This window comes from Bradyrhizobium sp. cf659 (assembly GCF_900113725.1).
Taxonomy (GTDB): domain Bacteria; phylum Pseudomonadota; class Alphaproteobacteria; order Rhizobiales; family Xanthobacteraceae; genus Bradyrhizobium.
In genome coordinates, this window is sequence record NZ_FOQJ01000013.1 from 47,039 (window position 1) to 59,870 (window position 12,832).

The 12,832-nt window shown below is 64.1% G+C and carries 10 protein-coding genes; 7 read left to right on the forward strand and 3 right to left on the reverse strand.

The window, feature by feature from the left end:
- The first annotated feature begins 109 nt into the window (after nt 1-109).
- Genes gcvT through gcvP form a run of 3 tightly spaced genes read left to right on the forward strand, consistent with a single transcriptional unit; the run spans nt 110 to nt 4,556 of the window.
- Complete coding sequence (gene gcvT / locus BM118_RS34585; protein WP_177234957.1) at nt 110-1,255, forward strand: glycine cleavage system aminomethyltransferase GcvT; 1,146 nt, start codon at nt 110-112, stop codon at nt 1,253-1,255.
- Nucleotides 1,256-1,265: 10 nt separating this feature from the next.
- Nucleotides 1,266-1,634 carry a glycine cleavage system protein GcvH gene (gene gcvH / locus BM118_RS34590; protein ID WP_092191713.1) on the forward strand — a complete coding sequence of 123 codons (369 nt, stop codon included), beginning with the start codon at nt 1,266-1,268 and terminating at the stop codon, nt 1,632-1,634.
- Nucleotides 1,635-1,691: 57 nt separating this feature from the next.
- Complete coding sequence (gene gcvP / locus BM118_RS34595; protein ID WP_177234979.1) at nt 1,692-4,556, forward strand: aminomethyl-transferring glycine dehydrogenase; 2,865 nt, start codon at nt 1,692-1,694, stop codon at nt 4,554-4,556.
- A 273-nt stretch (nt 4,557-4,829) separates the two neighbouring features.
- Here the strand turns inward: gcvP and BM118_RS34600 are convergent, their stop codons facing one another.
- The 3 genes from BM118_RS34600 to BM118_RS41910 form a co-directional block, all read right to left on the reverse strand.
- The gene (locus tag BM118_RS34600) at nt 4,830-5,825 is read right to left on the reverse strand and encodes a hypothetical protein (protein ID WP_177234958.1); all 996 of its coding nucleotides are present in this window, start codon (nt 5,823-5,825) and stop codon (nt 4,830-4,832) included.
- Nucleotides 5,826-5,929: 104 nt separating this feature from the next.
- Entirely contained in the window at nt 5,930-7,018 is a 1,089-nt protein-coding gene (gene recA / locus BM118_RS34605) for a recombinase RecA (RefSeq protein ID WP_092191719.1), read from the reverse strand.
- A gap of 433 nt (nt 7,019-7,451) precedes the next feature.
- Nucleotides 7,452-7,625: a hypothetical protein gene (locus BM118_RS41910; protein ID WP_177234959.1), complete on the reverse strand. Its 174-nt coding sequence runs from the start codon at nt 7,623-7,625 to the stop codon at nt 7,452-7,454.
- 96 nt (nt 7,626-7,721) lie between these two features.
- Between BM118_RS41910 and BM118_RS34610 the strand changes: the two genes are divergently transcribed.
- The 4 genes from BM118_RS34610 (at nt 7,722) to BM118_RS34635 (ending at nt 12,332) form a co-directional block, all read left to right on the forward strand.
- Complete coding sequence (locus BM118_RS34610) at nt 7,722-7,952, forward strand: hypothetical protein (protein WP_092191721.1); 231 nt, start codon at nt 7,722-7,724, stop codon at nt 7,950-7,952.
- Nucleotides 7,953-9,412: 1,460 nt separating this feature from the next.
- The gene (locus BM118_RS34625) at nt 9,413-11,260 is read left to right on the forward strand and encodes a caspase family protein (protein WP_092191727.1); all 1,848 of its coding nucleotides are present in this window, start codon (nt 9,413-9,415) and stop codon (nt 11,258-11,260) included.
- 264 nt (nt 11,261-11,524) lie between these two features.
- Nucleotides 11,525-11,932, forward strand: a complete 408-nt coding sequence (locus BM118_RS34630; protein ID WP_092191729.1) for a nuclear transport factor 2 family protein — start codon at nt 11,525-11,527, stop codon at nt 11,930-11,932.
- A gap of 148 nt (nt 11,933-12,080) precedes the next feature.
- Entirely contained in the window at nt 12,081-12,332 is a 252-nt protein-coding gene (locus tag BM118_RS34635; RefSeq protein ID WP_177234951.1) for a hypothetical protein, read from the forward strand.
- The last annotated feature ends 500 nt before the right edge of the window (nt 12,333-12,832 follow it).

Consider the following 12,832-nt stretch of genomic DNA (forward strand, 5'->3'; position numbering starts at 1 on the left):
CCCGGACTGCGTCCGCCGACGGGATAATACTCTCAGGCACAGCGACAGATGGGGCTTCGACTGGTTGGCTCGGGGAATCGTCCCCGGGGAACCGCCGAGGGCCCCTGTGATGCTTGCACCCGACCAAGACTCCCTGAAACGTACGCCCCTCTACGACCTTCATGTGTCCCTCGGCGGCAAGATGGTGCCGTTCGCGGGCTATGACATGCCCGTGCAGTACCCCGCGGGCGTGCTGAAGGAACATCTCCATACCCGCAACCAAGCCGGCCTGTTCGACGTCTCCCATATGGGCCAGATCGCGCTCCGTCCGAAGTCCGGCAAGGTCGAGGACGCCGCCCGCGCGCTGGAACGGCTGGTGCCGCAGGACATCGTGGCGATCGCGCCGGGACGGCAGCGCTACGCCCAGTTCACCAATGCCGATGGCGGCATTCTCGACGACCTGATGGTCGCAAATTTCGGCGATCACCTGTTCCTGGTCGTCAACGCCGCCTGCAAGGCCGAGGACGAGGCGCATCTGCGCGCGCACCTGTCCGACGACTGCGTCATCGATTCGCTGGCCGACCGCGCGCTGATCGCGCTCCAGGGCCCGAAGGCGGAAGCGGCGCTGGCGAAATTCTGTGCAGAGGCGCCGTCCATGAAGTTCATGGACGCCGGCCCGCATAAGGTCGCCGGTCTCGACTGCTTCGTCTCGCGCTCCGGCTACACCGGCGAGGACGGGTTCGAGATTTCGGTTCCGGCCGCGGACGCCGAGCGTCTGGCAAAGACGCTGCTGGAAAACCCTGACGTGATGCCGATCGGCCTCGGCGCCCGCGACAGCCTGCGGCTCGAGGCCGGGCTCTGCCTCTACGGCCACGACATCGACACCGCCACCACGCCGGTCGAGGCCGCGCTGGAATGGTCGGTGCAGAAAAGCCGCCGCAGCGGCGGCGCGCGCGCGGGCGGTTTCCCCGGCGCCGAGAAGATCCTCGCTCATTTCGACAAGGGTGCCGGCCGCCGCCGCGTCGGCCTGCGCGCGGAAGGCCGCGCGCCGGTGCGCGAGGGCGCGCTGCTGTTTGCGGACGCGACATCCGCCGTGCCGATCGGACAAGTCACATCGGGCGGCTTCGGCCCGAGCCTGAACGCGCCGGTCGCGATGGGCTACCTGCCGACCGCACTGGGCGGGCTCGGCACAAGCCTGTTCGCCGAGGTGCGCGGCCAGCGACTGCCGCTCACGGTCGCCGCCATGCCCTTCGTGAAAAACACCTACAAACGCTGAGGACTTCAGAATGACCACGACGCTGTACACCTCCGACCATGAATGGCTGGCCATCGAGGGCGATGTCGCCACCGTCGGCATCACCGACTACGCGCAGCAGCAGCTCGGCGACGTCGTGTTCGTCGAGCTGCCCAAGCTCGGCCGCGTGCTGAAGAAGGCGGAAGCCGCCGCCGTGGTGGAATCGGTGAAGGCCGCCTCCGACGTCTACGCGCCCGTTACGGGCGAAGTGCTCGAGACCAACGCCGCACTCGCCGCCGAGCCGGCGCTGGTGAACACGGATGCGCAAGGCACCGCCTGGTTCTTCAAGATCAAGATTGCCGACAAGAGCGAACTCGGCGGCCTCATGGATGAAGCCGCCTACAAGGCCCACACGGCGTGAGATGAAGCGAACAGCCGCCCCATACGGCGACAGCGAAATCTAAAGCGAGGACCCATGATGACCGCGCACCGCAAATCCAACGGCGACACCGCCAATTTCGCTCGCCGCCACATCGGCCCGTCGGCGCGCGACGTCGCCGCGATGCTGGAGGCCGTCAACGCCAAGAGCGTCGACGCGCTGATGGCGGAAACGCTGCCGGCCTCGATCCGGCAGGCCGCCCTGCTCGATCTCGGCAAGCCGCTCAGCGAGACCGAGGCGATCGCGCATATGGGCGAGCTCGCTGCCCAAAACCAGGTCTTCACCTCGCTGATCGGCCAAGGCTATTCAGGCACGATCCTGCCCGCGGTGATCCAGCGCAACATCCTGGAGAACCCGGCCTGGTACACCGCCTACACGCCCTACCAGCCCGAGATCAGCCAGGGCCGGCTGGAGGCGCTGTTCAACTTCCAGACCATGATCTGCGACCTCACCGGGCTCGACGTCGCCAACGCCTCGCTACTCGACGAGGCGACCGCGGCGGCCGAGGCGATGGCGCTGGCGGAGCGGCACTCGCGGGTCGAAGCGAAGGCCTTCTTCGTCGACAAGGACGTGCATCCGCAGACGCTTGCGGTGATGCGCACCCGCGCCGAGCCGCTCGGCTGGAACCTGATCGTCGGCGATCCTCTCACCGAACTCGACAGCGCCGACGTGCTCGGCGCGCTGCTGCAATATCCCGGCAGTTCGGGCGCTGTGCGCGACCTCAGGCCCGCAATCGCGACGCTGAAGGCCAAGGGCGCCCTCGCGATCGTTGCCGCCGACCTGCTGGCGCTGACGCTGCTCGCCTCGCCCGGCGAGCTCGGGGCCGACATCGCGATCGGCTCGGCGCAGCGCTTCGGCGTGCCGATGGGCTATGGCGGGCCGCACGCGGCCTACATGGCCGTGCGCGATGCGCTGAAGCGCTCGCTGCCCGGCCGCATCGTCGGCCTCTCCGTGGATTCGCGCGGGATGCCGGCCTACCGCCTCGCGCTCCAGACCCGCGAGCAGCACATCCGCCGCGAGAAGGCGACCTCCAACATCTGCACCGCACAGGTGCTGCTCGCCGTGATCGCCGCGATGTATGCGGTCTATCACGGCCCCGAAGGGCTTTCGCAGATCGCGCGCCAGGTGCATCGCCGCGCTGCGGTGCTCGCTAGCGGCCTGCGCAAGCTCGGCTTTGCGCCGAACTGCGAAAACTTCTTCGACACGCTCAGCGTCGATGCCGGTGCCAAGCGCGCCGAGATCATCGCGCGCGCGGCTGCCGAGAAGATCAATCTCGGCGTCGGTGATGGCGACTTGCGCATCGCGCTCGATGAGACCACCACGCCCGCGACCATCGAGGCCGTCTGGCGCGCCTTCGGCGGCACGCTTGCCTACGCCGAAATCGACGCGACCACGCGCGAGGCGCTGCCGGAGGCGCTGAAGCGCGCGACCGCGTTCCTCACCCATCCGGTGTTCCACGCGCATCGCTCGGAAACCGAGATGCTGCGCTACATGCGCAAGCTCTCAGACCGCGACCTCGCGCTCGACCGCGCCATGATCCCGCTCGGCTCCTGCACCATGAAGCTGAACGCGACCACCGAGATGATGCCGCTGACCTGGCCGGAATTCGGCTCCCTGCACCCGTTCGCCCCGCGCGAGCAGGCCAAGGGCTATCACGCGCTGTTCGCGCGGCTTTCAAGGTGGCTGTGCGACATCACCGGCTATGACGCGATCTCGCTGCAGCCGAATTCCGGCGCGCAGGGCGAATACGCCGGCCTGCTCGCGATCCGCGGCTATCATACCGCGCGCGGACAGTCGCATCGCAAGATCTGCCTGATCCCCTCCTCCGCCCACGGCACCAACCCGGCCTCGGCCGCGATGGTCGGCATGGACGTGGTGGTGGTCGCCTGCGAGAAGAACGGCGACGTCGACGTCAACGATCTTCGCGCCAAGGCCGACAAGCATGCGAACGATCTCGCCGCGGTGATGATCACCTATCCCTCGACCCACGGCGTGTTCGAGGAGCACATAAGCGAGATCTGCGACATCGTCCACGGCCATGGCGGCCAGGTGTATCTCGACGGCGCCAACCTGAACGCGCAGGTCGGTCTGTCACGGCCCGGCGATTACGGCGCCGACGTCAGCCACCTCAACCTGCACAAGACCTTCTGCATTCCGCATGGCGGCGGCGGCCCGGGCATGGGCCCGATCGGCGTCAAGGCGCATCTTGCGCCGTTCCTGCCCGGTCATCCTGCAACGCAGACGGATGCGCCGGTCGGCCCGGTCTCGGCGGCGCCGTTCGGCTCGGCCTCGATCCTGACCATCTCCTACATCTACATCCTGATGATGGGCGGCGAAGGCCTGAAGCGCGCCACCGAAATCGCGATCCTCAACGCCAACTACATTGCCGCAAGGCTCGATGCGCATTTCCCGGTGCTCTACAAGAACGAGAAGGGCCGCGTCGCGCATGAGTGCATCGTCGACCCGCGCGCGCTCAAGACGACCAGCGGCGTCACCGTCGACGACATTGCCAAGCGCCTGATCGATTACGGCTTCCACGCTCCGACCATGAGCTTCCCGGTGCCGGGCACGCTGATGATCGAGCCGACCGAATCGGAATCGAAGGCGGAGCTGGATCGCTTCTGCGAGGCGATGATCGCGATCCGGAAGGAGATCGCCGAGGTCGAGGCCGGCCGCTTCAAGATCGAGGCGTCGCCTTTGCGCCAAGCCCCGCACACCGTGCACGACATCGCGGATGATGCGTGGAATCGCGCCTACACGCGTGCCGAGGGCTGCTTCCCCGACGGCGTCTCGCGCACCGACAAATACTGGAGCCCTGTGGGGCGCGTCGACAACGTCTATGGCGACCGCAATCTGGTGTGCTCGTGTCCGCCGGTGAGCGACTACGCGGAAGCGGCGGAGTAAGGGATTCGTAGGGTGGATTAGCCGAACGCGTGACCCACCCTACAATCCAGGGCAATCGCATTTGAGGCCGCTGCTCTGCGGCCCATCCTTCGAGACGCCCGCCTTTGGCGGGCCCTCAGGACGAGGACAGAGGGCGCAGCAGCAATTTTCGACCGGCAAAGATGCCGCTTAGCCTCATCCTGAGGAGACCGCGGAGCGGTCGTCTCGAAGGACGAGGCGCGCGCTCAGGCCCTGCCAAAAGTCATATGCGATTACACGACCCTACAACCTAGCTTAAGGCGCGACCAGCGAGCGGCTTTGCGCGTCCCAACGCCAAAGTCGTTCGTTGGTCAGAAGCGTGCCGCCCCACCAGCGCCGGATCGGATTGTGGCTGTGGAAGTCTTCCCGGCCCGCAAGCACGGCTTTGCCGAAGTCCGTCAGCAACAGCCGGCTCCGGCGATAGGCGGCGTTGCGGCCTCGCGCATCGTGCGGAGCGAGCGTTGCGAGCTTCGGATCGAGACCGGCGACCGCCGGCATCGGACCGGACGCGAGCCCTTCGAGCAAAGGGCCGAGCTCCCACTGGTCGAACACGCGTGTTTCGAGCAGGCCGCCCGGCTGAAACAGCTCCTTGGTACGGTTGTGTCCCCTCGCAATCAGTTCGAGAAGCCGCGCTTCCGTCGCGCCCAATCCATTTGTCGGCGACGGCAGTTCGGCCAACAATTGCTCCAGGGCCGGTTTCAGGAACGGCAGCCTTGGCAAATCCCTGCTCAGGAGCCCGAAACAGAGCTCCGGCGTTGGCGCGCGGTAGGCCTCCCAGGCCATGCGAGCAACCTCGAAGTCGCGCTCCGTCACATCGAGCGCCCGCACGGTACGCTCGCGAAGCCCGGCGACGTCTGCGCCGAGCAAATCGAAATCGACGAGTCGCAATTTCAGGCGCTCGGCCATGTAGGGTTCGGCGCGGAGATAATCGAGGATCCAGATCAGCTGCAATTGATTGTTCGGGGCGGGATCAAACCACAGTTCGATGAGCTCGACGCCGCAGGTCTCGCAGAACCAGACCAGCGGGAGTTCCTTGTGCGCGAGACCGGTCTCAGGAGACCGGGCAACAAGATCGGACCAACGCACCTCCGGATCGCCTCTGAAAGAGCCCCCTTTGAGGTATTTATCGAGGCGGTACGACGTGGGCAGCGGTCCTGACACGAACCGAAAGATGAGCGGGACAACCATGTCGGCGCGATCGGCGTAGGTGAGACCGACGCCGGACGAACTGGTCAGGATCATACGCTTCATCGCGAACGCACCCACCCCCACGCAAAACGAAACGGGCCCCGAAGACGTCGGCAACTCAACGTCCTCAGCGCCCGCTCCTCGCGAAAAACTCTTCGCGTTAAAACTTACTCCTCGGTCGGCTCCTCGCCGTCGGCGTCACGCTCCGGGGTGCCGGCCAGGATCTGCTCGGCGATCAGGCCGGAGTTCTGGCGGATCGCGGTCTCGATCTTGGCGGTGATGTCGGGGTTGGCCTTCAGGAACGCTTTCGAGTTCTCGCGGCCCTGGCCGAGGCGCTGGCTGTCATAGGAAAACCAGGCGCCGGACTTCTCGACGATTCCGGCCTTGACGCCGAGATCGAGGATCTCGCCCATCTTGGAAACGCCCTCGCCGTACATGATGTCGAATTCGACCTGCTTGAAGGGCGGCGCCAGCTTGTTTTTCACCACCTTGACGCGCGTGGTGTTGCCGACCACTTCGTCGCGCTCCTTGATCGCGCCGATGCGGCGGATGTCGAGACGGATGGAGGCGTAGAACTTCAGCGCGTTGCCGCCGGTCGTCGTTTCCGGCGAGCCGTACATCACACCGATCTTCATGCGGATCTGGTTGATGAAGATCACCATGGTGTTGGACTTGTTGATGGAGGCCGTCAGCTTGCGCAGCGCCTGGCTCATCAACCGCGCTTGAAGTCCCGGCAGCGCATCGCCCATCTCGCCCTCGAGCTCGGCCTTCGGCACCAAGGCCGCGACCGAATCGATCACCAGCACGTCCACCGCCCCCGAACGCACCAGCGTGTCGCAGATTTCCAGCGCCTGCTCGCCGGTGTCGGGCTGCGAGATCAGCAGCTCGTCGATGTTGACCCCGAGCTTCCTCGCATAGACTGGGTCGAGCGCGTGCTCGGCGTCGATGAAGGCGCAGATGCCGCCCTTCTTCTGCGCTTCGGCCACCGTGTGCAGCGCCAGCGTGGTTTTGCCCGAGGATTCCGGCCCGTAGATCTCGACGATGCGCCCTTTGGGCAGGCCGCCGATGCCGAGCGCGATATCGAGCCCCAGCGAGCCGGACGATACCGCCTCGACGTCCATCGACCGGTCGTTCTTGCCCAGCTTCATCACCGAACCCTTGCCGAACTGACGCTCGATCTGGGAGAGCGCGGCGGCCAGGGCTTTACTCTTGTCCATGGAAGATCCTTCGACGATACGCAGGGCAGTTGCGGACATTGGGTCGTGCTCCTTATGGCGAGGATTCGCTAGGGGGACAAACGATTGGCGAGGCGGGCCGACGATAAAAGCAATGTACCCTATTTGTTCCTAGTTCGCAATATGTTCTTTTGCGGATTTGGGCGCTGGCCTGTTTTAACCCCTAGTGGCCTAAGCTGAATTTCGAAGTGGCCTATTTTGTTCGCGAATCGCCACAACCTGTTCATGCGTGTTTAGGATTAACTCGTTCTGGGTGTGGCGAATAAAGGCCAGGGCGTTCCGCTAAGAGAACACCTTTTTGGGGAACAATCGGCTCGGCTGCGCGTTTGCTCGCGCCCCCAGCCGAAAGGTGCCCCCCCGACTGCTGGAGGAAAACCCGCCAGACGGGTTGGCGGCCCCCTATTGGGGCCGTTTAAAATTCAACAGCAAGGGCCGCCTCAGTTGGCGGCCTCTTTCATTTGGGCTTCCCTAGCCTAGGAAGATCGTCGAACGGCAGAAGCAGATTGGCGTCGTTCCACTTCGGATAGGCGATATCCATCTTCTCCCAAAAATCGTGCTTGTCCTTGGACAGGCGCATAATCGCCTTCACGCCTAATTCAGGTCCGGGCCAATCCTTGGGATAGATCAAGGTATTTGATCCCAAAGAACATGTAGCGAACCTTGCAAGGAATGGAACAAGAGCATTTAATGGGTTCCATTCATCGCGGCTGCTGAGGGCCGTCAGATGCGTGAGTACCAAGCCTATGTGATTGGCGAGGATGGGCACATCAAACAGCGCCTCGACCTGATCTGCGCGGATGATGCTGCGGCCAAGGAACGGGCCAAGTCCCTGGTGGAAAACGACGCGATAGAGCTATGGCAATCCGACCATAAGATCGCGACGTTCGACCCTGACCCCCTGAAAGCTGAACAAGTGCAGGGCTGGCTCAAGAGCGAGCTACATCCGCCGAAGTAAGGCCGCCTCAATTGGCGGCCTCTTTGAACGAAAAAGGCCCCAGCTCGCACGGGTGGGGCGGGGGCATGAGCTGGGGCCAATCGGAGTCGCCCTTGGGGAAGGGCACCAGGAAAACCTGGCAATCCAGCAATCGTTCCTGAGAGGGTCCCCGCCCCCAGATTTCCCAGTGTCCTGATCTGCCTCTGCGGGTGTCCTGATTAGGACAGCACCCCGGATTGGGATGCTGTCCGTATTTGAGCCTGAGTGTCCCAAGCTGAACGACGTTCGGATCCCACTGGAGCTCCACCGGCATCAAAGTGTCGCGCTCCAGCACAATGAACCTTGGCATGGGGTGTGCAGACGAAGGATTACCGGGGTTTTGCATCATCCCCCCTGGGGCTGGAAAGCCGCCGCCCGCGCCATATTTGAGCGGGCGGCGTTTTTGCTTGCAGACAGCAAAAGGCCCCAACTCAAGGGAACGGCGAGCTGGGGCCAAGGTACCGGGCCAGCCAAGGCTACCGCCGGCCCATGCACATCAACATGCACCAGGGCGCCATCCCCGTGCGATGGGGCAATCGGCTTAATCAGGATTTGCAAACGGGAGCCCCACGCGCAGCGGCCCCGCCTCGCTGGGTGCGCGGTAGGGCCGCCCGCTCTCCGGACTAGGGGCTGGGGGGCTGGATCCGTCCGGTGGGCTAATTCAGCTTATGCCCGTTAGCGGGAAACCGTGACTGCCCAAAAGGGGCATCCGCTGGATGTCCCAATTTGGTTCTGCGGGTGTCCAATTAGGACAGCCAAACCCGTTCCTGCGCAGTTTGGATTAACCCGTTTGGGGTGTAAGGCCGGGCCGTTCCGCCAGAAGAACACCATGAAATGTCCACTTTGGAACAGAACGCGGCGCGTCTGCATATTAAGGTCGCCAGAACTCAAACCCAACGGTTAGGACCCGTAAGCCACGAGGCGAGTCATGCAGCATCGTCGCAGGATCAAGCAAACCCTGTCTCTCGAAGAACGCCTGGCCCGAGAAGCCGAACGATTAAGAGAGCAAGCCAAGGAGCTCCCGCACGGCCCTGAGCGCGAAACCCTTCTCCGCAAAGCCAGACAAGCCGAGACCGGCTCGCACATGAGCGAGTGGCTCACATCGCCGGGGCTTCAACCGCCAAAGCCAGCGTAGAAGCAAAGCATGCCTCAGCTATCGAGTTGCCCGGCATAGATCCGGATCCGTCCCGGCGTGGTCATTCGCAGCCATCCCTGAAGAAAAGACCATGTCCGCTTCGCTCCGATATTGGCTGCCTTGTGCAACCGCAGCAAATGTCGCGATGGGCGACCAGCGGAAGTTAGATCATTCGATTACCTCATCCCCTAAACGCCCGCATAGCAGACGGGAACTGACTGACCCGACTAGTGATGTAGCGCACATACCATCCGCTTGCCTTTCGGCAGGCTGTGAATACGCTGCTCGCGATTGATTTGGGGCTGTAATGGGCGCGCTTCGGTTTTTCTTGATCTTTTTTGCCGTGTGGCTCGGATGCGGACCGGCCATGGCCGAACGGCGCGTCGCGCTTGTGATCGGCAATTCCGCCTACAAGAGCGTCCCCCGGCTCAGCAACCCGGTCAACGATGCCACCCTGGTCGGCGGCATGTTCAAGAAGGCCGGCTTCGACAATGTCGATGTCAGGCTCGACCTCAACGCCGCCGACATGCGCAGGTCGTTGCGTGAGTTCGCCGGCCGGACCCGCGAAGCCGAAGTTGCCGTCATCTACTATGCCGGACACGGCATCGAGCTCGACGGGACGAACTATCTGATCCCCACGGATGCTGCGCTGGAAACGGACGGCGACGTGCTCGACGAGACCGTCGCGCTCGACCGGGCGCTCTTTGCCGTGGAGCCTGCCAAGCAGCTTCGCCTGGTCATCCTGGACGCCTGCAGGGACAATCCGTTCGCCAAGACGATGAAGCGCACGGTCGCTTCCCGCGCCATTGGCCGGGGTCTCGCCAAGGTCGAGGCGACCAGCCCGAACACCATGATCGCCTTCGCGGCGAAGGCGGGCTCGACGGCTTCGGATGGCGACTCCAAAAACAGTCCGTTCGCCGCAGCCCTGGTCGAGCGGCTGCCGACGCCGGGACTCGATCTGCGCAAGGCCTTTGGCTTCGTTCGTGACGATGTCTTGAAGAACACCGGCCACAAGCAGGAGCCCTATGTCTACGGTTCGCTGGGCGGCGACGACGTGCCGCTGGTCGCAGCGAAGCCGGTTGCGGCCGGGCCGCAGGCAAATCCCCAGGATGCAGTTCGCCGCGACTATGAGCTGGCGCTGCAGGCGGGCGACCGCGACGCATGGGAAGCGTTTCTCCAGACCTATCCCGAGGGCTTCTACGCAAACCTTGCGCGCGTGCAGTTGAAGAAGATCGGCGCCGAAGATGCGCGCGCGGCCGCAGCAGAGAAGGCGCGGCAGGCCGAAGACGAGAAGGCGCGGCTCGTCGCGGAGCGAGCCAAGAAGGCCGAGCAGGACAAGGCAGCAGTCGCCGCCAAGGCCGCCGAAGATGCCCGCGTCGCCGCCGAGAAGGCCAAGCAGGTCGAGGAAGCCAAGGCGGCCGCAGCCGAGCAGCGCAGGAAAGATGCCGAGGCCGCCGTGGCCAAGGCGCTGGCCGACAAGCAGGCCGCCGAGAAGGCGCTTGCCGACAAGATCGCGAACGACAAGGCGGCTTCCGAGCTTGCCGCAAAACAGGCGACTGAGAAGGCTCAGCGTGACGGCGAGCAGAAGGTCGCGGCAGTTGCCCCAACGCAATCGCCGCCCAGCCTCTCGCCGCAGGAGACGACCAAACTGGTGCAGTCAGAACTCCGTCGCGTCGGGTGTCTGACGGGTGCAGCTGACGGAGAGTGGAATGCGACCTCGCAACGCTCGCTGACGCTGTTCAACAAGCATGCCGGGACGAAGTTCGACACCAGGCTGGCGAGCTTCGACGCTCTCGATGCGATCAAGGGCAAGCAGGGACGCGTCTGCCCGCTGGTCTGCGACCGCGGCTCCAGGGCTGATGGCGACGCCTGCGTGAAGATCACCTGTCGCGCGGGCTATCGGGTCAACGACGACAACGAGTGCGAGAAGGTCCAGGACAAGAAGCCCGTCGCGACCCGCGACGAGACGAAGGCGCGTGACGACGGGCGCAAACAGATCGAATCATCTCCGCCCAAACCGCAAGCCACGTCCTCGGGCCAAATGTTCTGCTCGGCCGCTGGGTGTCGGCCAGTTCGCCCGGGCTGCAGACTTGAGCGCGGCGCGCCGGGATTTACTGGCCCTGGCGGGACCACGCAGGCTGAAGTTTGTAACTGAGCCGCGACTGAGAGACCCGATCTTGCCGACCGGATACCGTCGCCTGACCTTGAGAGGCGCGCCTCGGGGACCGACTTGGCACCCTGCCGCGCTTCGCGCGCGCAGGCTGGCGCGCATTTCGGTGACAGTGACACTAAATCGATACGCGAAAAGTCCGGCACCCGGATTTTGACGCTGGCCTGTTTCCGGGCTCAGGACCCCGGTTTGATTTTCACGGTGGCCCATTTTCAATTACGGTGCATCGCAACGCGATGGAGCCGGCCAGTGTCAAACGAGGTGCGCGATCTATTCGACCGATGGGAACGAGTCTGGCACGACGGCCAATATGACCTGGTCCCGAGCTGCGTCGGGCCGACCTACATCAGGCATGACGAGAACGGCGATCGGACCGTGACGCGGGAGGCTTACGCAGCCGAGTTGCAAGGCGTCCACAAGGACCGACCGGGCATCCGCGTCGTGGTCTACGACCATTCATTTACGACGGACCGCGCCTGGTTCCGGTTCTCGTTCCAATGGCGCGATTCCAGGACCGGCGAGAGGCAGAGCCGGGCCGGGATGCAGAGCTACCGGATCGAGGACGGAAAGCTGGTCGAGACCTGGATCACGATGCGCCCGCTCGGCACGTCATGGACTGACACGCCGCAGGAACGCTGGACGACGCCGAAGACGTAAGGCCGCCTCGGCTGGCGCAGTGAGCCGTCTCAGTTGGCGGCCTCTCGGCTCTCCGAACTTGCGCAGCAACGCCTCTGACTCCAATCTCGCAGCGTCCTTCTTCGACCGAAGCTGACGCGCATCAAAGACGCATGAGCAGGACGCCGTCATGCTTCCGCAATCTTTTGGCATCGAACCTTTTCGCGGTCTGCGGCTTCTGTGGGTTGGACCGCAACAGTGGGAATTCTCGGTCATGACGGAAAACACGCACCAGAATGCAACCAGGCGCAATCGCCTGCTTGAGGCGGCGCATGAGGAGATGGTCAAGTTCGAGCGGAAGGAAAACCAGTTCCGCAAGAAGGACCGCCAGGAGCGTGCCGCCGAGCTCCACCTGCCCCTGGACGTGATCAAGGTTCATTAGGGCGATAGGACGGGCTGCGGAGCCGACCGAGGCACGCCGGCGACGCGGCAGGCAACCCGCCCGTCCCTGCCCGCCAGGCACGCGCCACGGAAAGCGGCGGCCAGCACGGGCCGCCTGTCATGGCGAGGGCCCGGCATCACGCGTCGGCGTTACGCCCGCTTCAGGGTGATTGCGGGCTCCAAAGGTATCTAAATACTACCTCTAAATCATTGACCCAGCAGGGAAAACCCCAACCCGCCTACTGTGCATGGGGTTGTTTTCCGATTTTTTTGAAAGACAGGGCCAGTTGCCGCCGGCGCATGCCGGCCAAATCTACATGAGCGCCAGCAGCCCGATGCCGATCACCAGCACGACAAAGCCAACCGCCGTCGCGGCGGCAAACGACCGCTCTACGTTATCCATGATGCTACCCCGTTGCCGGCAAGCCACGTTTCCCCCATGGCTGCACCGGACCTTTCGGAATCTCGCCTGTGGCTGTGGCTCGAGTGTTGCGATCGGGT